Source organism: Rahnella sp. ATs2 (assembly GCF_051851855.1).
Classification (GTDB): Bacteria; Pseudomonadota; Gammaproteobacteria; order Enterobacterales; family Enterobacteriaceae; genus Rahnella; species Rahnella variigena.
Map to the genome: position 1 here is coordinate 193328 of NZ_JBLYPL010000009.1, position 25431 is coordinate 218758.

Consider the following 25431-nt stretch of genomic DNA (forward strand, 5'->3'; position numbering starts at 1 on the left):
TACTTTTTTATCCCTTCACATCGCTTTGGCTGGCCTGTTCCTGAGGAACAATCAGTTTCGGTGCCAGTGTAAATATAAAGCGGGTACCAACGCCGACTTCACTCATCACTTCAAGTTTGGCGTTGTGATGACTCAGGGCGTGTTTGACGATGGCCAGCCCCAGACCGCTGCCCCCCGTCTGGCGCGAACGCGCTTTATCAACCCGGTAGAAACGTTCAGTCAGACGCGGCAGGTGTTGCGGCGCAATGCCCGGCCCGTTATCACTGATCTGGAACTGCGCGCCATGCGGCGTTTGTTGCCAGCTGACTTCTATCCGCGTCCCCGCCGGGGTGTGGTTGACGGCGTTGTACACCAGATTCGACACCGCGCTGCGTAACTGATCTTCATTGCCAAAGACCTTCAGTTTCTCGTTTACACGGAACACCACTTCGTGACGGCCACCGCTTAAAGATTGCACTTCGCGCTCCAGCATGCCGAGCATCACCGGAATATCGACTTTCTCCTGCATATCGATATTTGCTGACGCTTCGATTTTTGACAATGTCAGCAGTTGCTTGACCAGCCCGTCCATGCGCCGCGTCTGTTCCTGCATGGTGTCCAGCGCTTTGGTACGAAACGGCTCTTCCAGTTTGGCGTCTTCCATCATTTCCAGATATCCCTGCAATACAGTCAGCGGGGTTCTCAGTTCATGACTAACGTTAGCGAAGAAGTTACGACGCGCACCTTCGAGCTGACGCATCTGCGTAACATCACGCGCCACCATCAGCAGTTGCCCTTCGGAATAAGGCATCACGCGAAACTCGACGTAATGCTCGTTATTGAGTTGCAAATTCAGGGCACGGCTGAAATCACGGGTCTGGATCCAGGTACGAAACTCGGGATAACGCAGCAGGTTAAAGATGTGTTGTCCGTTATCCTCCGGCCAGCGGAAACCGAGCAAATCTTGCGCCAGTCCGTTACACCAGAAAATATTGCCCTCTTCCGTCGTCAATACCACCGCATCGGGTAATGATTCGGCACCGCTGCGGAAACGTTTGATGAGCTGACCTAATTCACGACGGCGACGGCGGTTACGCATCTGCATCTGGTTCAGCCCGTAAAACAGAGGCTCCCAGCTCCAGCGGCCATTCGGCGGGGTTATGCTGCGGTCAAGCCACAGCCAGTGAGAGAGTTTGAGCTGGTTGTAATAATTCCAGCCCAGCGCCGCCAGCAGCGACGCAAAGAGGAGCCAGCCGAAATGGCCGACGAAGATACCGAGGATTAACGCGGGCAGGCAAAAGAGAAAGAATTCACCGGCCAATCGTTTCCATGACAAACGTTCTAGCACACAGATTCTCCGCTGTGGGGACTCAATAACGCGTTGAAAAACGGTATCCGGTTCCACGAACAGTCTGGATCATTCTGTCATGTCCACTGGTTTCCAGCGCTTTACGTAAACGACGAATATGCACGTCTACCGTGCGATCTTCCACATAAACGTTAGTGCCCCAGACGTTATTGAGCAACTGTTCGCGGCTGTAAACACGTTCGGAGTGGGTCATAAAGAAGTGCAATAATTTAAATTCGGTCGGCCCCATATCGAGCGCCTGCTCGTTGGCCATCACACGGTGAGACGACGGATCCAGGCTTAAACCCTGCATGTCGATCACTTCTTCCACCGCCATTGGCGAGATGCGGCGCATCACGGCTTTAATACGTGCAACCAGTTCTTTTGGAGAAAACGGTTTGGTGATGTAATCATCGGCACCGACTTCCAGGCCGCGCACCCTGTCTTCTTCTTCACCGCGGGCGGTCAGCATCATCACCGGAATTTCGCGGGTCAGTGCTTCACGTTTGAGATGTTTGATAAACTGAATACCGGAACCGCCGGGTAACATCCAGTCGAGCAGGATAAGTTCAGGGTAAGGTTCTACCAGCTGGCCAACGGCTGAATCAAAATCTTCAGCTTCTACTGCCTGATAGCCATTCTGTTCCAGTACAAAACACACCATTTCACGGATTGGAGCTTCGTCTTCAACCACCAATATACGTCTTGCCATCGTAGGTCCTGCCAATAGGTTAGCGATCTTTTATTTGATTGCGGGCGCCATTATGCGTCAGTTTTGTGACAGATTTATGAATAGAAAGGATGGTTCATTACAGTCAAATATGACAGATACATTTCTTCTATTCAGCTGCCATCTCGCTGAAATTGGTCCGATTTATCGGGGACAGCGTCCCCCGCCGACGTTTATACTTTGCCCCATTGTCGTCATCCAGGATCCATACGGGAGTCTCATGCGCCTGATCCACACGTCAGACTGGCACCTCGGCCAGTACTTTTTCACCAAAAGCCGCGCCGCCGAACATCAGGCATTTTTGCGCTGGCTGACCGGTCAGGTGCAGCAACATCAGGTAGATGCCGTGATTGTGGCAGGCGATATATTCGATACCGGTTCGCCGCCCAGCTATGCCCGCGAGCTTTACAACCGCTTCGTCGTCGAGTTGCAACAAACCGGCTGTCAGCTGATTGTACTGGCCGGAAATCACGATTCTGTCGCGACATTAAATGAATCACGTGAGCTGCTTTCCTGCCTGAATACGCGGGTGATTGCGACCGTCGGCGAAAACCTCTCTGAACAGATTTTAGTGCTCAACCAGCGTGACGGAAAACCGGGCGCGGTACTTTGCGCTATTCCGTTTTTACGTCCGCGGGATTTGCTCGCCAGTCAGGCGGGACAATCCGGCAGCGACAAACAGCTGGCATTACAGGAAGCCATCGCCGCGCATTATGACGCGTTGTGGCAGGCCGCGCAGACCAAACGCGACGAACTCGGCGTTTCGCTACCGATCATTGCTACCGGCCATCTGACCACGGTTGGCGTCAGCACCTCCGATTCCGTGCGCGACATCTATATCGGCACACTCGATGCCTTCCCGGCGCAGGCGTTTCCGCCGGTCGATTACGTGGCACTTGGTCATATCCACCGCGCACAGTGCGTCGCCAAAACCGAACATATCCGTTACAGCGGTTCGCCGATTGCACTGAGTTTTGACGAACTGAGTAAAGCCAAAAGTGTGTACTTACTCGATTTGGACGGCGCGACGCTCAACGCCATCGACACGCTGGAAATTCCCGTTTTCCAGCCGATGCAGATAATCAAAGGCTCGCTGGCAGAAATCGAAAAACAACTGGCGCAGTTCGAAGGCGGCGATGCGCAAAAGCCAGTCTGGCTGGATATTGAAGTCGCCACGCAAGATTATCTCAGTGATATTCAGCGCCGCATTCAGGCGCTGACGGAAGATCTGCCGGTAGAAGTGGTGCTTTTACGCCGCAGTAAAGAACAGCGTATCAACAGCATTGAGCAACAGGAGAAAGAGACACTCAGCGAACTGAGTGTCAGTGACGTCTTTGAAAGACGGCTGGCACTGGAACCGGATCCTGACGAACCGCGCCAGGCGCGGATGCGCACGCTGTTTGCGCAGGTTGTTGAACAGGTCACCAGCGGTCAGAATGCGGAGGACAGCGCACAATGAAAATTCTCAGCCTGCGTTTAAAAAACCTGAACTCGCTGGAAGGCGAATGGAAAATTGATTTCACGGCTGAGCCTTTTGCCAGCAACGGATTGTTCGCCATCACCGGCCCGACCGGCGCGGGGAAAACCACCCTGCTCGATGCCATCTGTCTGGCGCTCTATCACCAGACGCCACGTCTGAACATCACGCCAAGCCAGAACGAGCTGATGACCCGCCACACCGCCGAATCGCTGGCCGAAGTGGAGTTTGAAGTCAAAGGCGTTGGTTATCGCGCGTTCTGGAGTCAGCGCCGCGCCAAAAACTCGCCGGACGGCAATCTGCAGGCACCGAAAGTGGAGCTGGCATTACTGGCCGACGGCAAAATTCTGGCCGATAAAGTGCGCGATAAACTCGATGCCATCGCCACACTGACCGGGCTGGATTTCGGTCGTTTCACCAAATCCATGATGCTGTCTCAGGGGCAATTTGCCGCATTCCTGAATGCCGATGCCAATGACCGCGCCGAACTGCTGGAAGAACTGACCGGCACCGAAATTTATGGTCTGCTGTCTGAGCGCGTGTTTGAGCAACATAAAGAAGCGCGGATTACGCTCGACGGTTTGCATCAGCGCATGGCGGGTATCGAACTGCTCAGCGAAGAACAGCACCAGACGCTCGAAGCACAACTTGCTGAACTGAACGCGCAGGAAATCACGCTCAGTCAGCAGGCGCAGCAGCGCCAGCAGGATCTGAACTGGCTGCAACAGTGGCAGCAGGTGCAGCAAAAACAGCAGCAGTCTCAGCAACAACTGACCGCCGCAGAGCAGGAGAATCTGGCCGCCGCGCCGCAGTTACAGCAACTGGCGCGCAGCGAACCGGCAGAAAAACTGCGTCCGTTGCTCAACGATCGCCAGCGTTGTCAGGATGAATCGCAACGTCTTCAGCAGCAACTGGCGCACCTGACGCAGCAGCAGGAACAGCAAATCGCGCAAATGACGCCGCTGAATCTGGCGGTAGAGCAGGCACAAACGTCACGTCAGAAACAGGCGGAAGAACAGCGTCAGATGCAGACGCTGATCGAAGAAAAAATCCTGCCGATGGATGGCGAAATCACCCGCTTGCGTAAATCACTGACTGAAACACAGCAGTCGGTCACTGACGTACAAAAACTTGTCAGTGAGCATAACGCGACGCTGTTACAAATGACTACCGAACGGCAGAAGCTGGACGAAGAAAGCCGCCAGCATCAGACCCGCCAGACCGCGCTGACCGATGCACTCAACACTGCGCAACAGCGTCTGACTGAGCTGGAAAAACAGCACCCGCTGGCAGCATTGCATAAACGACAATCCGAACTCACGCAGCTGCGTCCGGTGCGCCAGCAGCTGTATTCGCTCGCGCAAATTTTCCCACAGCTTAATCAGCGCGTGCAGCAACAGCAAAAAGATTTCGTACAGTATCAAACGCAACTGGCTGAAGAAGAGCAGCGACTGGGGGCCATCCGCCTGCAATGTCAGAAACAGCTGGAGCATCTCAACGACGTTAAAGTACTGCATAAACAGGAAATGCTGATCGTCAGCCTCGAAGCCGAACGTGCGAATCTGCAAAGCGGCAAAGCCTGCCCGTTGTGCGGTTCCACATCGCATCCGGCGATTGAACATTATCAGGAGGTCAAACCTTCTGAAACGGCACAGCGCGTCGAGAAAATGCAACTGGAGTTCGATGCAGCAAAAGCCAGCGGTATCGAACTGGCAACAAAAATTAAAAGTCTGAAAGAACAGCAAACGCGGCTGCAAATCCAGCTGGAGCAAGACCAGCAGCAACTGAATGCACATACCGCAAACTGGCAACAGCTCAGCGCACCGCTGAATCTGACGTTTTCGCTACATGACACCGCCGACATCACTCAATGGCTGACCGCCCGCGATGAAGAAGAACAACAATCGCAGGCGCTGATTAGCCAGCACGAACAGCTGGCACGGGCGCTGCAACAGGCTAAAGATGCCCGGAACGACGCACTGAACGCGCAGCAGAAAGTGCAGCAGCAAAGCGCATTGCTGACCGAACGCATTACCCGGCTGGAAGAGACGCAGGCGAAATCTCAGCAAGACGTCGAACGGCTGCAAAAGTTGTTTGCAGAAGGCGAAAAAAACCTTTCAGAACTGACGGCTCAACGCCTTGAACTGTTCGGCGACCGCCAGGTGGCACAGGTTCGCGAGCACTTACATCAGCAACAACAGGCGGCAGAAAAAGCGGTCAGTGACGCGCAAACCGCATTGCAAAAAGCGCAGGAACAGCGCGATCAGCTGGCCGGGCAACTGGCGAGCACGCAACAGCAACAGTTGCAGACCACAGAACAACTGACGCAGGCGGAACAGGCGTGGCAACAGGCGCTGAGTGCCAGCGGATTTGCCGATGAAGCCGCGGTGAAACTGGCGCTGCTGGATGACGCACTCCGTCAGCAACTTCAGCAACGCAAAGAAAATCTGCAACAACAACTGGCGCAGGCGCAGGCGTTACTGGCGGATGCCGGTCAGCAGCTCGAAAAACATCGTCTTGCCCGCCCGGCTCATCTGAGTGAAACAGAAAGCGATCTTGATGTTCTGACAGCGCAACAGGCGGAAATGGCGCAACAGCTGAAAGCTTTACAGCAACGTCTGGGCGAAGTGAAAAATCAGCTGGAAAGTGACAAATTACGCCACAGCGGACAACAGGCGCTGATAGCTCAGATTGCGCAAGCGCAGCTGACCTGCGATGACTGGGGTTATCTGAATCAGATGATTGGCTCCAGCGACGGCGCGAAATTCCGTAAATTCGCGCAGGGACTGACGCTCGACCATCTGGTGTATCTGGCGAATCTTCAGCTCGAAAAACTGCACGGGCGGTATTTGTTGCAGCGCAAAACCAGCGATGCGCTGGAATTGCAGGTGGTCGATACCTGGCAGGCGGACGCCGTGCGCGATACCCGCACCTTATCCGGCGGCGAAAGCTTCCTGGTCAGTCTGGCACTGGCGCTGGCGCTGTCTGATCTGGTCAGTGATAAAACCCGCATCGACTCGCTGTTCCTCGACGAAGGTTTCGGCACACTCGACGCCGATACGCTGGACACCGCCCTGGACGCGCTCGACAGCCTGAATGCCTCGGGTAAAACCATCGGCGTGATCAGCCATGTGGAAGCGATGAAAGACCGTATTCCGGTGCAAATCAAAGTGACTAAGGTGAACGGTCTGGGCGTAAGCCGCCTGAGCAATGAGTTTAAAGTCTGACTGATTACCCTGCGGAGCACCTGACTGGTGAATTGCTAGCCATCTGCTCCGCAATGGATCCTGATTGTGAGCAACTGCGCAAAATTCGCACCAGCGCAGTGCGTTCATTGTTCCCAACCCGCTGAATTCCCGCTTATTCCCTCCTGCCGATAAACTGGCACGCCCTGTGCTTAACGTTATGTATACAAGTTGCAGTACAAGTTGCAGCGCCTGCATAACCGTTAAGGGAACCGCCTATGAATAACATCAAACCTGAAGTCGATAAAAAACGCCGCCAGCTGATGAAATGGCTCGCCATCACCGGCGGCGTCTCCACGCTTGGCGGTATGATCCCGACCTCGGTCTTTGCGGCTGATGACGATGAAATCCGCATTGGTTACTGGCCGATTGTCGGCGGTTTACCGTTATATGTGGCGCTGGAACAGGGCTTTTTTAAAGAAGCCGGACTGAATGTGAAAGGCATTAAATTCGCCAGCGCACAGCAAATTGTCGAGGGGATGATCACCGGCAGGATCCACGGGTGCGCTAACGGCACGGCCACGGGTGCGCTGGGTCTGGGGGCGATCACTGCACCGGATTTGTTCAAAATCATCTGCTCGAATCCGTCCAATCACCAGCTGGTTCTGGATGAATTTCTGGTGCCGCTGAACAGCACAGCGAAAGCGATCAGCGACCTGAAAGGTAAGAAGATCGCCTGTGGCCCGGGGATCCAGAACGTGACGATGGCGAAGATCATTCTGGAGAAAAATGGTTTCACTAATCCTTCAGTGATCGAACTGCCGGTCGGGCAGCACGCGCCTGCGCTGGCCGCCGGGCAAATTGACGGCGTGTATACGCTCGAACCGACCGGCACCGTCGGGCGGATGAAAAACCTTTCCCGCACACTGGAAACCGGCGTGATTTCTAAATATGTGCTCGGCAATGCAGACGCGCCCTGGTTCGGCGGCGCAGCGGCGCTGAACTCCAGCTTTATCGCCAGCAAACCGGAAGAAACCAAAAAGTTTATTGCCGCTTATCAGAAAGCGGTGGAATTCATTGCGGCGCATCCTGACAAGGCTCGCGAAAACGTCGCCGGTTACACCAGCATAGAACCGGCGCTGGTGAAAGAGGTGCCGCTGCCGGGCTTTGTGATGTATCCCGATTTAAAAGGCGACAACCTGCAATGGTTCCAGAAATTTTATGACGTCTTTACGGAAAGAAAAATCTTCAGCAAACCGGTGGATGTCGCTTCGCTGATTTATAAAGGATAAGGAGAAACAGGATGACTTCACGCTGGTCTTCAAGGTTACTGCCGCTGGTCGGCCCGGTGCTGCTGTTTTTATTCTGGCAACTGGCCGTCAGCGCAAAATGGCTGAATCCGGTGCTTCTGCCCTCGCCCGTCGAGACAATTGGCTACATGTTCCAGTCATTTTTCGATGCTTCCATGCGCACCGACATCGGCGCAACCCTTTACCGCACGCTGGTGTCTTTCGCTTTTGCCGCGGTGATTGGCGTGCCGCTCGGCGTCATTTTAGGCAGCAATGAAAAGATCTATCGCAGCCTGGAATTTCTGATCGACTTCTTCCGCTCCACGCCGTCATCAGCGCTGATCCCGCTGTTTATGCTGATTTTCGGCATTACCGATGCCAATAAAATTGCCATCGCCGCCTTTGCCGCGGTGCTGGTTATCCTGTTTAACAGCGCGTACGGCGTGATGAATGCCAAGAAAACCCGGCTGATGGCGGCCAGAGTGATGGGGATTTCGCGCTGGCATATTTTCAAAGACATTCTGCTGATGGAAAGCCTGGCGCAAACCTTCGTTGGCCTGCGCACCGGCGTGTCGATTGCGCTGGTGATCGTGATCGTCGCTGAAATGTTTATCGGATCGGAAACCGGCCTCGGCCACCGGATCATCGATGCCCAGCAGGTATTTAACATCAAAGACATGTACGCCTCAATCCTGATCACCGGCGCGCTGGGTTATCTGCTGAATCTGGCTTTTTTGCTGATCGAGAAAAAAACCGTCCACTGGAGTAGCAAAGCATGACGCAACCTCTCTCGCTGAACCCTGATTATAAAGGCCCGCAGTTGCCGCAGTACGCTACGCGCCCGGATACCCATGTGACGATCCGCGGACTGAGCAAGGCATTTGCCGGACAGCCGCTGTATACCGATCTCAACCTCGACTTACCGCGTGGAAAGATCGTGTCGATCTTCGGCCCGAACGGCTGCGGTAAATCGACGCTAATGAACATGATCGCCGGGCTGATCCCGGTGGATAAAGGCGACATTCTGTTCGACGGCAAAACGCTGGCGCAGACCACCATCGGTTATGTGTTTCAGAACTACCGCGACGCGCTGTTTCCGTGGATGAGTGCCCGCGCCAATATCGCGTATCCGCTGATCCGACACGGCATGAGCAAAGCGGACGTCAATGCGCGGGTCGAAGAACTGACGCAGATGTTTGATATCCGCTTCGACCTGAAACGCTATCCGTATGAGCTTTCAGGCGGCCAGCAGCAAACCGTGTGCATCATGCGGGCGCTGGCGACGCGTCCGGAAGTGATGTTCCTCGACGAGCCTTTCTCGGCCCTGGATTTCGAGATGACGCTGTTTATCCGCGATAAATTGCAGGAAGTGCAGCTGGCGACCGGCGTCACCATGCTGATTGTGTCGCATGATCTCGAGGATGCAGTGTTTCTGGCGGATGAGATTTTACTGCTGACACGACGACCGACGCAGATTGCAGAAATTGTGCCGTTTGACCTGCCGCGTCCGCGTGGTTCTGAAATCATGAGCCACCCGGAATTTATCCGCGTGAAGGCGCACACGCTGGACGTGTTTAAACGGGAAATGGCGCTTTAACTGTGAAGTTATGAGATCAGGGGCGCAAACTCTGCCCCCTGAAAATTGATGAAGAACTTATAACGCAAAACGCGATTGCGGCCAAAGCCAGGCGGCACCGCGCACTCCGCTCGAATCACCGTGTACCGCTTTGAGCATCGGCGTTTCACATTCCCCGCCAAATACCCATTGTTTAACCAGCAGCGGAACGGTCTGATACAAACGATCAACATTACTCATGCCGCCACCGAAGACAATCACGTCCGGATCGAGAATATTTACTACGTTTGCCAGCGCCTTAGCCAGACGACGCTCATAGCGACCCAGCGCCAGTTCCGCCGTTTCATCGCCCTGCTCAACCAGCGCAATAATCTCTGCGCCGTTTAAACGCTGACCGGAATGACGGAAGTAGTCTTCTGCAAAACCGGTGCCGGAGACAAATGTTTCGACGCAGCCTGATTTTCCGCAGTAGCACGGGACTTCGCGGGCAAACTGGATTTCCTCCTCATCCTGCCACGGCAGCGGATTGTGGCCCCACTCACCTGCGTTGCCATTGCCGCCCGCGTGCGCCACGCCGTTAAGCGCAATGCCGGAACCGCAGCCGGTGCCGATAATCACGGCGAATACGGTGTGACGGCCTGCGCCTGCACCGTCGGTGGCTTCGGAAACCGCCAGACAATTGGCGTCGTTTGCAATATGCACTTCGCGTTTGAGCAACAGCGCCAGATCCTCATCCAGTTGCTGACCGTTCAGCCAGACCGAATTGGCATTCTTCACTTTGCCGGTAAACGGCGATAACGTGCCGGGGATCCCCAGCCCCACGCTGCCGCGCTGTCCGGTGCCTTTCTCGGCGTCCAGTACCAGCCCTTCAATCGCCTTGAGTGTGCGCTCGTAGTCATTTCTCGGCGTATCGACCCGTTTGCGAAACAGCTCTTTGCCTTCATCCGATAACGCAATGACTTCTATTTTTGTGCCGCCTAAATCAATGCCAATTCGCACGTTTTATTCTCCTTTTTATGTCCTGCAGGGTCAGTTTTTCTGAGTCTGTTCAGTTTAGAAGCCAGTGGCCTCTGTCACCAGAATAAGCTGTTATGCAATGTTACAGGCCACGGCGATTTCTTAACGACGACCGGCGCTCAATTGGTTATCATGCCGCCCTGCATTCATTTATTCAGCGTACCACGAGTGCGCCGGGACAGGGATAACGCCATGTTATGGTTTAAGAATTTGTTGGTTTACCGTTTGAGCCGTGAAGTTTCGTTATCTGCTGACGAAATGGAAAAACAGCTCAGTGCTTTCACCTTTACCCCGTGCGGCAGCCAGGATATGGCGAAAACCGGCTGGGTTTCACCGATGGGTTCTCACGGTGGCGACGCGCTGACTCACGTCAACGGCGGGCAGATCCTGATCTGCGCACGCAAAGAAGAAAAAATTCTGCCTTCTCCGGTTATCAAACAGGAGTTACAGGCCAAAATTGATCAGCTCGAAGGCGAACAGCACCGCAAGCTGAAAAAGACCGAAAAAGATTCCCTGAAAGATGAAGTGCTGCACAGCCTGATGCCGCGCGCATTCAGCCGCTTCAGCCAGACGTTCATGTGGATTGATACCGTTAACGGCCTGATCATGGTCGATGCTGCCAGCGCCAAGAAAGCCGAAGATATGCTGGCGCTGCTGCGTAAAAGCCTCGGTTCGCTGCCGGTGGTGCCGCTGACCATGGAAAGCCCGATCGAGCTGACGCTGACCGAATGGGTACGTTCAGGCGAAACGCCTGCCGGTTTCACCTTACAGGACGAAGCTGAGCTGAAAGCGATTCTGGAAGAAGGCGGCGTGATCCGCTGTAAAAAACAGGCGCTTGTCAGTGACGAAATCGCCACGCATATCGAAAATGGCAAACTGGTCACCAAGCTGGCCGTTGACTGGCAAGAACGTATCGCCGTGGTACTGGCCGACGACGGCAGCATTAAACGCCTGAAATTCAGCGACGTTATTCGTGATCAAAATGAAGACATCGACCGCGAAGATTTCGCCGGACGTTTCGATGCTGATTTCGTGCTGATGACCGGTGAACTGGCGGCGCTGATCCAGAACCTGATCGAAGCATTGGGCGGCGAAGCGCAACGCTAAGACCGGATGCAGAACGTAAAAAAGGCGCTCATGAGCGCCTTTTTGTTTGTACTGTGTCTGTATATTATTTGGTCAGGTATTTACACAAGTACGAAGTCGTTTCGCCGACCTGTAAGTTGAATTCACTTTTACCCGGAATATAGAAAGTTTCGCCTGGCTTAAACACCTGCCAGTCCGGAGATCCCGGGATCAGCACTTTCAGTGAGCCGCTGATGACGGTCATTTCTTCCGGCTTTGCGGTACCGAACGTGTATTCACCGACGGCCATCACGCCAACGCTGGCTGAACCCGTACTTTCGCTGTCGAAACCAATCGACTTCACTTTCCCGTCAAAATACTCATTATTTTTCAACATAGATTGGCCCTTTGCGATAATTTTCAGAGCCTTCATATTAGGGGCAGAAAGCGTCTTCTGTCACTGATTATTACCGCTTTATCTGCACCAGACGACACCGCCCGCAAAGCGGCGTCACTGATTTGATTTTACGGTCACACAGTGCCATTGTGGATAGCTGTTTGCCCCGTCCGTCACATCCTCAGACCACCAGCTCCGCCGCCAGTTTTGCCATCAAGACATTCGATAACACCACCGGAATATTCAGATGCTTTTTCAGCACATCCTCGTGATGCCGGTTAAAGCCGATGCAGTCGAGCACCACCACTTCCGCCCCCTGTTCAGCCAGACGCATCGCGGCTTCCGTCAGGGTCTGGTCATCAGAAAGATACGGGCTGGCGACCGCAAAACACGGCGCTTTGGCTAATTTGCGCCACTTGTTGGCCTGTTCAACCACCTGGGATTCTACCGGTACCACAATGCCTGCGCGGTGCTGGCCGATAATCGAGCTAATCAGTGGCGGGATAATGCGGTCAGGTTCGAGAAGCAGGGCATTATTCGCGTGCAGATGGTTAAACTCGCCGGTACACAGCAGCAGAATGGTCATGCAACCCAGCGCTTCGAGCACATCAATCTTTTCCTGTAAGCCTCGCTCTACGCGCGGCGCGGCAAGCTTTACTTGCGAACCATCCAGCAAACGGGTGACCAGCACCGCGTCGCCTTCGGCAGGCGCATAGCGCTGCTCAATTTGCCCGGTGCTTAACCCGTCCAGTAAGCCAACATGCGTGACTGACCCGGCTGGCAGATGCGCCATCAGCAGCGGCATAATATCGCTGCGTGGCGCCTGTCCGATGGTTAACGTTGCAAAGGATGTCATCATGGTGTTACTTCCGGTTTTGCAGGTGGCGCAAGCTTCCGTACAGCGACAACAGGAGTTGATATTCATCGGCATCAAAGAACTGACAGGTGCCGCGGCCAAACTCTTTCGCGACTTCAACGGCGAACTTCGCCGCCAGTGCGATATCCACTTCATGACTTGCGCCGGTGCCACAACCGGGCACCACAGATTCCGCTGTAATCGCCACACCGACAACCGGAACGCTGGTCGCCGTTGACGGTTGCAGAATGCTGTTCAGGTGATGCACACCATTGCCGTAAGGCGTGATGTCCTGCGTGGTGATCGGGAAAGTGACTGCCGGTTTGCCGCTGGTCATTTCCATGATGCGCAGTAAATCTTCGGAAACACGCAGGATGTACCCCTCTTTCACCGTCGGCGAAATCGCGAATCCCTTGTGATTGATAATGCGGTTGCCTTTGGTGGTGTCGATAGAAAGTATCGCGTCCACGCCTTCAACCACTTCGTTATCATTCATGGTCACGTCATCAATCGGCGAATCCATAAAATCAACCGGATCGTGCGGACGGGTCGGCGCGTTCGGGCAAATGTGCGTCGTGATAATCACATCGCCTTCCAGCACATCGCCCTTGCGCTGCATGTCGGCCAGCTTCAGTGCGCTGGTGACGGCGGCAATGGCGCCGTCGGCATCGGATACCAGCCCGATACGCGTCGGACGCGCACCGATGCCGCCCAGACGACCAATAATTCCGAGCGTGGGCGCAGTGCCGCCGCTGCTCTTACCTTTGCTGCCCGGCACGGTGATGCGGACAAAATCGGTACCGCCTTTCGGGCCCTCCGCACGGTGTGTACTGGCGGTGATCCCCGGATAACGGGCGAATAAGTCCACAATGTCCTGGCCGCTGACATGTGCACTGTCAATCAGTTCGAATACGGTTAATGTCTGTTGCAAACTCATCACAAAATCCTCTTAAAACCCCGCAACCGGCGCATAAGGCGCAGTGGCAAAACGGTCGCGGGCGCTGTTCATCGTGGAACAGTCGGTGTGTCGTGCTGGCTGATTAAGCCCTGGTGTTGGTGCGGTACTCACTACTTTTTGGTGCTGAAAACCGAGGTGAAAAAGCTGTAAAGTGCGTCACCGGCAATAAATCCTGCCGCCAGCACTTCCATTGGCGTACGCCCTTTTTCACCCCAGATTCGAATAATGATAATGCGCAGCACGATGCCGCAGACGACTGCCCAACCGGCCATCACGCTGTTGATCAGCAAACCGGTGGCGAGCAGTACGCCGAGCTGGCGTTTCGGGCCGCCAATCAGCTGTATTAATGCGCCCGGAATGGCCCAGATCAGCAAACTGTGCGCAATCCCAGGCTGTGCGCCGGCCTGAATGGTTTTGGCATAAACCCGCGCAACTGGCGGCACTAAATCCTGCGCGAAATAGCCGTAATGGGCGTACCAGACCACAGGAATGGCGATAATAAAGGCCAGCAACGCGGCGAATAACTGGATGCGGCGGCCATAAAGTTCAGCCTGCAAATCTTTGCCATAGCCGCGCAGAATGAATCCGGCTTTCAGGTCGAAGCCCATATCGGCGAACGCCGGACCGGTAGCAGCGGTAAAGCCGGTCAGCACGCACAGCGCCAGTGGCGGGAAGCCAATCAGGATGCCGATAATCAACGTGATCAGCGCCACGGCAAAGGCCGGGAACCAGCCAGAATGCATCGCGGCAATTCCGACAATCAGCTCATGGAAGAATGCGGCAAAGGCGGCATAAATCACGAAGGCAATCAGCATGCTGACTGACATTTCGCTGTACAACCCGCTCCCCAGCGCCAGCAGTGCGGCAATGGCGATATAACCGAATGCGCCCAGCCCGAGTGCTTTGCGCACTTCTTTCGCTGGTTGGGTAAAAGTGGTTTTGGCGTCGGCGTTTTTAGCACGCACCACCTGAATCACCTGCAGCAGCGACACCAGCCCGGCGCCGACCATCATGCCGTGCGGAATATACATCGCATTAAGATCTAAACCGGCAAGCGGCTGGGCATAAGCGCGGATAAGCAAACCGATGCCAAACATGCTCAGCGCCCAGATATTGCCGATAAACGCCGTGCCGAACGCCGCCATAGGAATCTTAAGCATCGCGCCCGCCAGCCCGACCACCACACCGGCGACCAGCAACCACGCCTGGCGCCCGCCGTTATCACCGGCTTTGATGGCTTCAGCGGCAGCGACGCCCGGTGGCCACGCATTACTGGCCGGGAACACTTTGGTATCAAACAGACGATAAAGCAGGTAGGCATCGAGCAACATCGCCACCGCTACGCCGGTAAACATCGGCATAATCAGTTGCGGCTGGCCCATGACATAAGGGATGGCGATCGGCATCAGCAGGCTGTTTGCCGCACCAAAGGTCGCGGAAGAAATCACAGTTTGCGCCAGATTCTGCGTGTGAACAGAACGGTAGCGCTGAAAAGCCTGCATCGGGATGCGCGCCAGTAACATGGCAAACAGCGCACCGATAATCGACGTGTTGGGCGTCACGCCCAATGTGGTAATCAGCTGAACTCCGATGATTGCGCCCAAAACAGACAGCAGGATCATCACGATGAGAGTGCCAATATCCTTTAGCGGATTTTCCTTATTATTTTTAGCAGGTTGATCTGACATAAGGCCCCTGGTGTTGGCAAATATAGAAAACTGCGATTTTCCGGGTCCGTTATTAGTCATTACTTTCGCGGTTAATTACCGCTCTGGTAAATGCCAATACTCATCACCCAATTTTTCGGCGAGTTGCCGGGTTACGGCAATCAGCCCTTCCCTGATCCCTTCCGGAATTTCTTTTCCCTGCGCGGGGGAAGGAAAAGATAAACACAACCCCACGAGTTCATTGCGATGCTTATTAAAAATACTGGTCGCTAACGTACTTATTCCCAACAGCGTTTCATTGTTGGCAAAAGACACGCCGGTCAGTCGCACTTCAGCCAGGCGAGATAACAAAACGTCCAGACTTTTCGGTGCATTCACAGAATGCGCTTCGTAATGGCCGCTAAAACGCTGACGGACCTCTTCATCGGAATAACGCGATAAAATGGCCCGGCCAATCGCCGTTTCATGCGCGGGCAAAAGGCTTCCTGCCGGAGTGACCACTTGCAAATAGGTTCTGCCGGGGAACATACGCATCACCATAATGTCACGCCCTTCCAGCATCGAGATGTAACCGGTACATTGCGTAAGCTGACTGAGTTGCGTCATATAAGGCGACGCCAAATCCACCAGCGGCGCCGATAAATAATGGCTTGAGACGGCCAGTAATAACTTTCCAATCTGATAAAGACGGCTGTCCGGATCACGCTCCAGCAACCCTTGCGTTTCCATGGTCATTAGCAAACGCGATACCGTGCTTTTAGGTAATTTTAAATTTTCGACGACATCACTGAATGACAAACCGGGATGTCCCTGTCGGACCCCCTTTTTGGAAAATAACTTCAGCACTGCTGCTGCATTTTCTAAAGTAGTCATAAGGAGGCAGTTCCGGTATATGGAACAGGGTTCCTGTTAAGTTAAATAAAAACTAAAGCTGATACGTGTCAGCGTCAAGCCGTTTATTTTTCACGCACAAGAAGACAGATAAATGAATATGCTTAAAGAAATTCCTAAAGCCATTCAATTCACAGAAAGAGAGGTTGAATGCCGAGTAATAATGAGGTGACGGACGTAAAACTCAGCAGATAATTTTGATTAAATATTGCGCAAAATATAGAGTGCAATAGAGGCTTCAACAAGAATGATCGTCACTGACCATATCGCGGGCATCGCTTTCGCATGCTGGCTGAAGAAGTGTTTCAGGGATTTCATCATGGGTTCCGTTGCAGAAGTGGACGTAAAAATTAATAACCTGAGTGATTACTTTACGCCTGCACATCACTGCGTACAATACTTAAACACCCGTGACATTCATCACAAAAATGGCCCGTTTAATTTACACCTTCCGCCACTTCAGGATTTTGGGGCATAAAAAAACGAGCCACATGGGCTCGTCTTCAGAGAGGGTGACAGAGGATTTAACGCGCGACCGGCAGTGCCAGCGCATCGAGTATTGCATTCACCACACCCGCAGGATCCAGCGTTCCGTCCACCACATGATGCGCAGCCTGCTGATAAAGGGCTTCGCGCTCATTCAGGACTTCCATCATTTCTTCGGTAATCGGTTTACCCGTCAGCGTAGGTCGCTGATCTTCCAGCGGGGCATCTTCCAGACGGTTAGCCAGTGTTGAAGCCGGCGAACGCAGATAGATAACCGTTCCGGCATCACGCATGAAATCGCGGTTTTCCTGCGCCAGCACCACGCCGCCACCGGTCGCAATCACCGTGAAGGGCGCGCAAATCGCTTTCAGCGTCTCAGTCTCACGGCGGCGGAAACCTTCCCAGCCTTCACGCTCAACGATGTCCGCCACGCTCAGGCCAGAGGTGCGTAGCAATGTCAGATCGGTGTCGACAAATTTATAGCCCAGTGCTTTCGCCAGAGCGCTGCCGACCGTCGTCTTACCCGCACCGCGCGCGCCTACCATGAAAATGGGTTGTGTCATTACCGCTATCCTTTATTCCCCGGGAGCCGTTAGCCCGCCTGATGAAAATCCATCATCAATATGAAGTGTAAACATCAAAAGTGGTCATTGTACTGGCCTGAAAATGTACTCGCCAGATAGTACAACAAAAAAGCCTCACTGGCAGATTTTTATCACCTGCCGGTGAAGCTTCTGTAGCGTTTTATTTACGCTATGGTGCTCATCATACTGAAAAATCCTTGTTCCGCAAAGGCCTGCGGGCAGCTTTGCGACCCAGCTTCCATAAGTAACTGTATCAGCGAGGTTTACAGATATACACCAGCGCCGGGGGAAAATTCTTCACCACACGAATTTTTTTCCAGGTGAAGTAGCGTGACAGTAATTTCTCTGAGAGATGGCTGTATTGGAACAAAACAAGTACCCCGTCCTTTTCTTTCAACTGCTGGCGGGTGGCCTGCAAAATCCGGATGCTGGTTCGCACTGGCATCGACAGCAGCGGTAAACAAGAGAATACAGCGTCGTACTGCGTACTCATATGCTCAGCTGAATGCGCCATCACCTGCAAACGGGGATCATCCATCTGGTTTAGCTTGCGGACAAACGCAGGCTGAATTTCAAATGCCTCGAGTTTCGCGTCAGCACGCATCCGGCTGAGAATGCGGCGGGTCAGCACCCCGTCGGCTGCGCCCAGTTCAGCTATCTCCAGCGACGTCGCCCAGTCAATCTGGCTAAGCATCGCATGGCACAACCACGGGGATGACGGCATCAGCGTCCCCATCGTTCTTGGTGAAGTAATAAAATTCTGTAAATAGAAAAATTGGTTCTGAATCGAGACCCCAGTGTTCTTGATTGTCATTCTTGCGGCATTCAGCATATTAACTCCTCCTGAGGACATAGACCCTTATATAACGCAAAAATTCTTAAGAAATGATTAATAAGAGAAATTATTATCAAAAAGAAGAGGATAAATTAAAACACATGGGATGATTCTCAAAAGAGGCTATAAATGATGGTAATAAAAAGGCCAATGTCAGATGACATTGGCCTTCTCGCTACAGGAAATAACGTTAATCAAATTTTATAAAAAAGGCTTTCTATAAAAGCTGAGTTTATTTATACAACTCAACGCTTGCACGGTTCAGGCTTGAATCGCCCGGCGTACCCTGGCCGATGACACGGTAGTGTGTTGCACCTTTGTCGCTGGCGACCTGGTTCAGCTGGTCACGCATGCTGCCCGGGACGGTATTAGGTGCGCTCACTGAAACAACACCCAGGGACTGGAAATTACCACTTTGCGCCTGCATTTCTGAAATTGGCGTAGCAGCAAGAGCAGAGAATGAAGCAACGGTAATAGCAACAGCTGTGATTGCAGGTAAGAGTTTCATAATACGCACCTTTCTTTCGTTAGTTTAGTTAATTAATGGAGCGGAAGTTATCCGTTGAGTTAATTATCTGCGAAGCAATGAAAGGCGACGTAATCGAACGTAAAGAAATTTAACCTTTGTGGTAAAAATGAGGAGAGAATGCAAAGAAATATTTCTGCCGGTATAACTGCTGGAAAAATGAGGATATTTAATGGAGGAACTATGGAGAGATTTCAAAGTTATTTAAGAACGGGACAACATTCGCACAAATCGACGCCGCTATGCAATCACTGATATGATTATTTTTTATGAATTTTCTGTTGCTGTGATCTGATGCAAGGTCAGAACAGCAGAGTTCAGGCTCCGCGCGTGCGGAAAGCCTTTGCACAATGAAAAAGGGAGTGTTTATGGCGGGTGGAAGTCTTCTGGCATTGATCGATGATATTGCATCGATTCTTGATGATGTCGCGGCGATGAGTAAAGTCGCCGCAAAAAAAACAGCCAGCGTGTTGGGGGACGATCTGGCGCTGAACGCACAGCAGGTTACCGGAGTAAAAGCCGACCGGGAATTACCGATCGTCTGGGCTGTCGCAAAAGGTTCCATGATTAATAAAGCGATTCTGGTTCCTCTGGCGTTACTGATCAGCGCCTTTATTCCCTGGGCGATAACACCTTTACTGATGATTGGCGGCGCCTATCTGTGTTACGAGGGTTTCGAAAAAGTCGCCCACAAATTCATGCCCGGTGACCATCACGAAAAAGAAAAACCGGCGTCGGCTGAGGTAAAAAATGAAGCCGATGCTAAAAAGCAGGAAAAAGAAAAGGTCAAAGGTGCCGTTCGCACTGACTTTATTCTCTCTGCTGAAATCATTGTGATCTCACTGGGGATTGTGTCATCAGCACCTTTCCTTAATCAGGTTACTGTGATGGTGCTGATTGCCGTGGCAATGACTATCGGTGTGTATGGCCTGGTCGGGGCGATTGTGAAAATTGACGACGCCGGTTTGTACCTGAGCAAGCTGAACGGCGAAAGCGGCATGATGAATGCTGTACGCGCCTTCGGACGCGGCATTGTGAATCTCGCGCCCTGGCTGATGAAGATACTGTCGGTTGTTGGCACTATCGCGATGTTCCTGGTCGGCGGCAGCATTATCAGCCATGGTTTACCGTTCATGCACAGCCTGATTGAACCGCTGACACACGGCCATGAGAGTTGGGTTAATACGCTGATTACCGGCGCGACAGATTTGGTCGTTGGTCTGGTGGTGGGTGCCGCGGTACTGGCGCTGGTACTGCTGGGCAAGAAAATGTTTGGTAAGAAGTAAGAAGACAACTTCACGCCCTCCGTTCACCGGAGGGCGCATCACGCCGCAATTCTTTAGTTTTTCGACGCGACCAGCATCATAATATCGCTGGTAAATGAGCCGTCAGTTTGGATCTCAAAGTGTTTTATCACATCCTCGGACATCACTTTTTGCAGCTCTCGGATAGCGACGGCGAAATGTTCCGGCGTGCGCATACGCGCTATCCAGCTGGTGAATTCCAGCGGCAGGCGGTCGGTGGTGACTTCGCGGGCAATCAGACCGGCTTCTGAAGCCATGTTCAGCCATTCACCTGAGGAATAGTTGCGGACATGAGAAGTATCGCGCAGCACTTCAATCGTTTGCAGATAAATATCCAGCAACGGGTGCCCCGGCGATACCACATCCATCATGATGAACTTTCCGCCCGGTTTCAGCACACGCGCCACTTCACGCAGCGCCTGCCCGACATCATGCCAGTGGTGTGCCGAATAACGGCTGATAATGATATCCGCGCTGCTGTTGTCAAACGGCAGTGACTCCGCAACGCCCTGCTGTACCGTAATGTTATTCAGCTCTTTATCTTTTGCCGCCTGCGCCACGACGTCCAGCATCTGCGCCGACAAATCGTAGGCAACCACATTTTTAACGACCCGTGCAGCCACAAAACTGGCGTGCCCCGCGCCACATCCCAGATCAATCACATGCGCATCCGGAAAAGGTGCCAGCAGCGTCGCCAGACGTTGCAGATCCGCGCCCTGTGAGTGAACGGCACTGGTCAGATAATCTTTTGCCTGCGAGCCAAACTGCTTATCAACGGCCTGAGTATGGGTGTTATTCATGTTCATCATTGCTCCTGTCTGTCTTGTTTTTTTATTGATTTATTAGGGAAGAACGCGGTTTCAAATGACCTCAAAATCACTATAGGCATTGTTTTATACGGGTACAATATGAGCATTTATACTGGTATAAGTAGGTTCCTGTCTAAGAGCTCAAGTTTGAGAGGATGTCATGATTGATATCGCAGAGTCGCTCAGTGGCCCCAGGGCGCTGGGAACCTTTTTACGCACACACCGCGAACGGGTGACGCCGGAAATGGTGGGTTTACCAGGCTCACCCCGTCGCAGAACCAGCGGGCTGAGGCGTGAGGAGCTGGCACAAATCAGCGGTATCAGCGCAACCTGGTATACGTGGATTGAACAGGGACGCGATGTGTCGATTTCAGCCGCCACGCTTGACCGGCTGGCGAAATCGCTGCGTATGGAGCCTGCCGCACGCGAGTATTTATTCAGCCTCGCATCGGTGAAAGACCCTGAAGCGTTGCCGTCTTCCGCCGCGCCGGACGCCGGTCTGAAAGATTACGTCAATCAGCTGACCTGCCCCGGTTATCTGCTCGACAGTTGCTGGAATGTGCTGGCGTGGAATCCGCAGGCGGGTGTGCTCTTCAGCGGCTGGCTGGGCGTGGATGAAAATCCTAATTTGCTGGATTTTATGTTTCTGCATCCGCTGGCGCGCCAGCTGGTGACAAACTGGCCGGAGCGCGCCAAGCGCGTGGTGGCAGAATTTCGGGCTGAAACCAGCCATTACCCTCATTCCGAAGCGGTCCGCCAGGCGGTGCAGCGGTTACGGGAACGCAGCGCCGAATTCAGCCAGTGGTGGACACAACAGGAAGTGCTGGCTCGCGAAGGTGGCGAGCGGCGCTTTAACCATCCGCTGAGCGGTGAAATTCGCTACCGGCAGCAGACATTTTTTCCGGCGGGATATGCCGAATGCAAGCTGGTGATGTTGCTGCCGGAAGAGTAAAGCGTTTAGCAGACAGCCTGCTGTTTTTCTGGCTTATTTTTTCTGACTTAACCGGCATTTTCGCCAATTGACAGACGGATACATGATATGTGAGGCTGACTTATTGGTCTCCTCAATAACAGGATAACGCCCATGCTGACACGCCAGATTTATCAGGATGAAGAAATAGAAATCCGCGTTGCTACGGAGCTGGAAGCCATCACCCACTTTGCCGCCGTTCAGGCCTCGGTGGCTGAAATTGGTGCCTGGGAAAGCTGGTGTACCGATAAATATTCCCCTGATGACAGCCGCAAATATCTCACCGACAGTGAGCAAAAGCGTCATCGCGGGGCAGAATTCAATTTCTGTGTTTTTGAACGCTCCGGCGGAAATCTGATTGGCAGCGTGGGCATCAACCGCATCGTTCAGGAATATAAGTTTTCCAATCTTGGGTATTGGATCCGCACCGGTTATACCGGCCGGGGACTGGCAACGCTGGCGGTCAGAGCCGCAGCGCGTTTTGCGTTTACCGAACTGGAGCTGACCCGTCTGGAAATCGTCGTGATGGACGGCAATGAGAGCAGCCGCAGGGTGGCAGAAAAAGCGGGCGCGACGTCCGAAGGTCTGCACCGCAACCGGCTTTATTATCACGGTCAGCCGCGTGACGCCTGGATGTATTCATTGATCCCGGGCGATCTCTGAGGCTGGTTTCACAAAAAAGATAAGGCAACAGAACATGACTTTTTCTACCCATACCGTTTCTACACAATGGCTGGCAAAAAATCTGAACTCACCGGATGTCGTCATTATCGATTGTCGTAAATCCAAACCGGGCATTACGCCGCCGGTGGATTTTCATGGCAAATATCTTGAAGCGCACATTCCCAACGCAATTTATGTGGAAGTCGACAGCATTTCTGACTGCACCACCGGTCTGCCGCATATGATGCCGACCGCAGAGGAATTCGCTGCCTCGATGAGCCGTTTGGGCGTCGCGGATACGCAAACCATCGTGCTGTATGATGAGGGCGATCTGTTCTCCGCGCCCCGCGTGTGGTGGATGCTGACCAGCTTCGGCGCGAAAAGCGTACGCGTGCTGGATGGCGGCCTCAATGCGTGGATTGCTGAAGGGAAACCCACACAAAGCGGCGAGCACATCCGCGTCCCGACCACCTTTAACGCTAAACTGGTGCGTCCGGTCGTCGTCAGTGCGGATCAGGTAAAAGACGCGCTCGGCAAGGTACAGATTATCGACGCCCGTTCTCTGGCGCGTTTTAAAGCCGAAGCGCCGGAACCGCGTCCGGGCCTGCATGGCGGCCATATTCCGGGCAGCCTCAGCGTTCCGTTTACCGAGCTGACACAAGACGGGCATCTGAAATCGCCATCTGAGCTGAAAGCGACGTTCGAACGGCTGGGCGTTGATCTGAATAAACCGGTGATCACCAGTTGTGGTTCCGGTGTGACCGCAGCGGCGCTGGCGTTCGGACTGGATTCTCTGGGTGTTAAAGATGTGCAGCTTTACGACGGTTCATGGGCTGAATGGGGCGATGTGAACGAAGATTTCCCTATCGAAACGCACTGATTTATCGCTACTCAGAAATTATTACCGGGCGCTCAGGCCCGGTTTTTTTATGCAATATTTCAGAGCGTTATGACGTTGTCAGTTCGCGGACGCCAAACTCCTGAGCAATATTTTTCATCAATGTAATCACGCTATAGGCCTGACGCGGCACTTCACTGAACTCTTCAATCAGCAACGGTTTAGCGACCGGTTCATGCGCGATTTCATGCAATGCCTGACGCAAAATAGACAGATGTTCCGGAGACGTTTGTGACGAAGTGATCAGCGGTAAACCCGGCACGGCCGCCGTCTGGCCAATAATCACCAGACCGCTGAGCGCTGACGGCTCGTGGCGGTGCAACAGCGCCAGCGTCACGCAGTCGATCGCCGCCAGATCTGCCCGGTTTTGCTGAACATAATGCAGGGATTCACGATGGCTGCCGGTTGCTGTGGCCTGAGAGAAAAATTTTCCGGCCTGCGCCAGGGGTGCCACCAGCGCCCGCAGGCTGTTGTATCCGGACTGAGAATCGGTGCTGTTGAACGCCAGCCGCCGGTGACGAAAATCAGGCAAATGCAGTTTTGCATCGTCATCACGCGCCAGCAAAAAACTGCGGTATCGATAGCCGTCGCAGCCCGGCGCGCGGTAACTGAAAGTGCCGACCAATTGAACATCCGGCAGGCTTTCTACCAGCGGAAAACCACAGGTCTGACTGAGCAGCAGATCCGGCTGCTGCCAGTGAGTGAATAAATCCTGCGGCCAGCTCAGCGATTGCGGTGTGGCAATCAGACCTGCGCGCTTCAGTTTTTCCCGCAGAACACCGGCAAAAGCTTCCACGTCTGGTACAGAAACAGCATACATCGGTAAAGACATCAGCATCATCCGGCCACTCCGTCAGGGGGTTTCCTGCTGATAATCATAGTCGCTGCGCGCGGTTTGCACCGGCTCACCAGTGCTGGCAAACGGATGCGCTTCTACACAAACCGGTTTCTGCGAGTGTTGCCTGAACCACTGCCGGTAACCTTTCACCACAAACCCCTCGCTGCGCGCAATATAAGCTTCGCGTTCAGCAAAATACACCTGACGCAGTGCGAACCACGGCACGCCGGGCAAATCGTGATGTACCAGATGATAATTGAGATTAAGGAACAGCAGCCGCCAGATAAAACCGGCCTCATTAAGGGTTGAGCGTGCCTGTGGCGAATGTTCGGCGCGATGTTCATAAAAAGAACGGACTTTAGTCAGGCTCAGCGCCGGATAGCTCACCGCCAGAATGAAATACCCGGCAGACAGGCCGTGCAGCGACATCCAGTACAACAAACCTGTCAGCAAAACCCCGTGGAAACCCCACATGCCGACCGTGCGCCAGTCACCGCGCAATAACGCTGTCAGCGCACCGGTCAGCGTGGCGGAAATATCCAGCAGTGGCCCGATCAGCATCCGTCCCGGCAGTGTGTTACGCAGACGAACAACAGCTTTCATCAGCGGCGACAAGCTTTCCCAGCTGGCGCGGCTGAAATAATACGCCTCGGGGTCATCGCCCGGCAGCGTCAGATGTTCATTGCGATGATGCTGTAAATGCGTGTCGCGGTATAAACCATAGGGATACCAGACCGCCAGCGGCAGCGTGCCGAGCAGCTGATTCAGCCAGGGTTTACGGGTCGGGTGCCCGTGAATGAGTTCGTGTTGCAGCGACATATACCAGGCCGTGAACCAGATAAGCGCAGGCGTGGCAATCCACGGACCGAGATCTTCCCAGAAATAGACCAGCGCAAACCAGCCGCTGTAAACCGTGGCGATCAGTGTCCAGGTGGGGATTTCCAACCGCCACCAGAAACGGGCGGAGCGGGAAGCAATCTCTGCCCGCTGACGGGCGCTAAGGTAAAACGAAGAGGACGCCATAATGTGCCAGAGTGAGGAAACTTTGGCACATTATCTGGCTGAGGAAAGCCGCCGCTAACT

At 53.6% G+C, this 25431-nt stretch carries 24 protein-coding genes; 10 read left to right on the forward strand and 14 right to left on the reverse strand.

Annotated elements, in window-relative coordinates:
* Positions 1 to 7: 7 nt before the first annotated feature.
* Positions 8 to 1327 (reverse strand): phosphate regulon sensor histidine kinase PhoR, encoded by a 1320-nt coding sequence (gene phoR / locus ACJY2G_RS11910; RefSeq protein WP_120160824.1) that lies wholly within the window; start codon positions 1325 to 1327, stop codon positions 8 to 10.
* A gap of 22 nt (positions 1328 to 1349) precedes the next feature.
* Positions 1350 to 2039: a phosphate response regulator transcription factor PhoB gene (phoB, locus tag ACJY2G_RS11915; protein ID WP_112287479.1), complete on the reverse strand. Its 690-nt coding sequence runs from the start codon at positions 2037 to 2039 to the stop codon at positions 1350 to 1352.
* 238 nt (positions 2040 to 2277) lie between these two features.
* On the opposite strand from phoB, the gene sbcD reads away from it, so the two are divergent.
* From sbcD to ACJY2G_RS11940, 5 genes are all read left to right on the forward strand, one after another.
* Positions 2278 to 3516 carry an exonuclease subunit SbcD gene (sbcD, locus tag ACJY2G_RS11920; RefSeq protein ID WP_430318890.1) on the forward strand — a complete coding sequence of 413 codons (1239 nt, stop codon included), beginning with the start codon at positions 2278 to 2280 and terminating at the stop codon, positions 3514 to 3516.
* The gene (sbcC, locus tag ACJY2G_RS11925; protein WP_439291764.1) at positions 3513 to 6761 is read left to right on the forward strand and encodes an exonuclease subunit SbcC; all 3249 of its coding nucleotides are present in this window, start codon (positions 3513 to 3515) and stop codon (positions 6759 to 6761) included. The genes sbcD and sbcC overlap by 4 nt, the downstream gene beginning before the upstream one ends.
* 236 nt (positions 6762 to 6997) lie before the next feature.
* Positions 6998 to 8011 carry an ABC transporter substrate-binding protein gene (locus ACJY2G_RS11930; protein WP_439291765.1) on the forward strand — a complete coding sequence of 338 codons (1014 nt, stop codon included), beginning with the start codon at positions 6998 to 7000 and terminating at the stop codon, positions 8009 to 8011.
* An 11-nt stretch (positions 8012 to 8022) separates the two neighbouring features.
* Positions 8023 to 8787 (forward strand): ABC transporter permease, encoded by a 765-nt coding sequence (locus ACJY2G_RS11935; protein WP_120133568.1) that lies wholly within the window; start codon positions 8023 to 8025, stop codon positions 8785 to 8787.
* Positions 8784 to 9605: an ABC transporter ATP-binding protein gene (locus tag ACJY2G_RS11940; protein WP_232829820.1), complete on the forward strand. Its 822-nt coding sequence runs from the start codon at positions 8784 to 8786 to the stop codon at positions 9603 to 9605. Before ACJY2G_RS11935 ends, ACJY2G_RS11940 begins: the two co-directional genes overlap by 4 nt.
* Positions 9606 to 9662: 57 nt before the next feature.
* Here ACJY2G_RS11940 and mak read toward each other — a convergent pair whose 3' ends face one another.
* A complete protein-coding gene (gene mak, locus ACJY2G_RS11945; RefSeq protein WP_113876166.1) occupies positions 9663 to 10583 on the reverse strand; it encodes a fructokinase in 921 nt (306 codons plus the stop codon).
* Between the two features lie 210 nt (positions 10584 to 10793).
* Here mak and rdgC point away from each other — a divergent pair, with 210 nt between their 5' ends.
* Complete coding sequence (gene rdgC / locus ACJY2G_RS11950) at positions 10794 to 11708, forward strand: recombination-associated protein RdgC (protein ID WP_112287473.1); 915 nt, start codon at positions 10794 to 10796, stop codon at positions 11706 to 11708.
* Between the two features lie 64 nt (positions 11709 to 11772).
* Here rdgC and ppnP read toward each other — a convergent pair whose 3' ends face one another.
* From ppnP to ACJY2G_RS11990, 8 genes are all read right to left on the reverse strand, one after another.
* Positions 11773 to 12063 carry a pyrimidine/purine nucleoside phosphorylase gene (gene ppnP, locus ACJY2G_RS11955; RefSeq protein ID WP_013576688.1) on the reverse strand — a complete coding sequence of 97 codons (291 nt, stop codon included), beginning with the start codon at positions 12061 to 12063 and terminating at the stop codon, positions 11773 to 11775.
* 181 nt (positions 12064 to 12244) lie between these two features.
* Positions 12245 to 12922 carry an AroM family protein gene (locus tag ACJY2G_RS11960; RefSeq protein ID WP_129638300.1) on the reverse strand — a complete coding sequence of 226 codons (678 nt, stop codon included), beginning with the start codon at positions 12920 to 12922 and terminating at the stop codon, positions 12245 to 12247.
* A gap of 4 nt (positions 12923 to 12926) precedes the next feature.
* Complete coding sequence (locus ACJY2G_RS11965) at positions 12927 to 13856, reverse strand: DUF1177 domain-containing protein (RefSeq protein WP_112288214.1); 930 nt, start codon at positions 13854 to 13856, stop codon at positions 12927 to 12929.
* A gap of 131 nt (positions 13857 to 13987) precedes the next feature.
* Positions 13988 to 15565 carry an OPT/YSL family transporter gene (locus ACJY2G_RS11970; RefSeq protein WP_430318887.1) on the reverse strand — a complete coding sequence of 526 codons (1578 nt, stop codon included), beginning with the start codon at positions 15563 to 15565 and terminating at the stop codon, positions 13988 to 13990.
* 75 nt (positions 15566 to 15640) lie between these two features.
* Entirely contained in the window at positions 15641 to 16417 is a 777-nt protein-coding gene (locus tag ACJY2G_RS11975; protein WP_430318886.1) for an IclR family transcriptional regulator, read from the reverse strand.
* A 542-nt stretch (positions 16418 to 16959) separates the two neighbouring features.
* Positions 16960 to 17484, reverse strand: a complete 525-nt coding sequence (gene aroL, locus ACJY2G_RS11980) for a shikimate kinase AroL (protein ID WP_113876171.1) — start codon at positions 17482 to 17484, stop codon at positions 16960 to 16962.
* A 274-nt stretch (positions 17485 to 17758) separates the two neighbouring features.
* The gene (locus ACJY2G_RS11985; RefSeq protein WP_112288210.1) at positions 17759 to 18337 is read right to left on the reverse strand and encodes a class I SAM-dependent methyltransferase; all 579 of its coding nucleotides are present in this window, start codon (positions 18335 to 18337) and stop codon (positions 17759 to 17761) included.
* A gap of 235 nt (positions 18338 to 18572) precedes the next feature.
* A complete protein-coding gene (locus ACJY2G_RS11990; RefSeq protein WP_112288209.1) occupies positions 18573 to 18848 on the reverse strand; it encodes a DUF1471 domain-containing protein in 276 nt (91 codons plus the stop codon).
* A 386-nt stretch (positions 18849 to 19234) separates the two neighbouring features.
* Here ACJY2G_RS11990 and ACJY2G_RS11995 point away from each other — a divergent pair, with 386 nt between their 5' ends.
* Positions 19235 to 20152 carry a DUF808 domain-containing protein gene (locus tag ACJY2G_RS11995; RefSeq protein WP_430318885.1) on the forward strand — a complete coding sequence of 306 codons (918 nt, stop codon included), beginning with the start codon at positions 19235 to 19237 and terminating at the stop codon, positions 20150 to 20152.
* A 53-nt stretch (positions 20153 to 20205) separates the two neighbouring features.
* On the opposite strand, the gene ACJY2G_RS12000 is transcribed toward ACJY2G_RS11995, so the two are convergent.
* Positions 20206 to 20976 (reverse strand): class I SAM-dependent methyltransferase, encoded by a 771-nt coding sequence (locus ACJY2G_RS12000; RefSeq protein WP_430318884.1) that lies wholly within the window; start codon positions 20974 to 20976, stop codon positions 20206 to 20208.
* Between the two features lie 163 nt (positions 20977 to 21139).
* Between ACJY2G_RS12000 and ACJY2G_RS12005 the strand changes: the two genes are divergently transcribed.
* From ACJY2G_RS12005 to sseA, 3 genes are all read left to right on the forward strand, one after another.
* Positions 21140 to 21931 carry a helix-turn-helix transcriptional regulator gene (locus ACJY2G_RS12005; protein WP_113876174.1) on the forward strand — a complete coding sequence of 264 codons (792 nt, stop codon included), beginning with the start codon at positions 21140 to 21142 and terminating at the stop codon, positions 21929 to 21931.
* Between the two features lie 132 nt (positions 21932 to 22063).
* A complete protein-coding gene (locus ACJY2G_RS12010) occupies positions 22064 to 22612 on the forward strand; it encodes a GNAT family N-acetyltransferase (RefSeq protein WP_120160846.1) in 549 nt (182 codons plus the stop codon).
* A gap of 34 nt (positions 22613 to 22646) precedes the next feature.
* Positions 22647 to 23492, forward strand: coding sequence for a 3-mercaptopyruvate sulfurtransferase (gene sseA, locus ACJY2G_RS12015; protein ID WP_120160848.1), 846 nt, complete (start codon positions 22647 to 22649; stop codon positions 23490 to 23492).
* A gap of 67 nt (positions 23493 to 23559) precedes the next feature.
* Here sseA and ACJY2G_RS12020 read toward each other — a convergent pair whose 3' ends face one another.
* A complete protein-coding gene (locus ACJY2G_RS12020; protein ID WP_430318883.1) occupies positions 23560 to 24351 on the reverse strand; it encodes a phosphate/phosphite/phosphonate ABC transporter substrate-binding protein in 792 nt (263 codons plus the stop codon).
* A 12-nt stretch (positions 24352 to 24363) separates the two neighbouring features.
* Positions 24364 to 25371 (reverse strand): fatty acid desaturase, encoded by a 1008-nt coding sequence (locus ACJY2G_RS12025; protein WP_430318882.1) that lies wholly within the window; start codon positions 25369 to 25371, stop codon positions 24364 to 24366.
* Positions 25372 to 25431 lie beyond the last annotated feature (60 nt).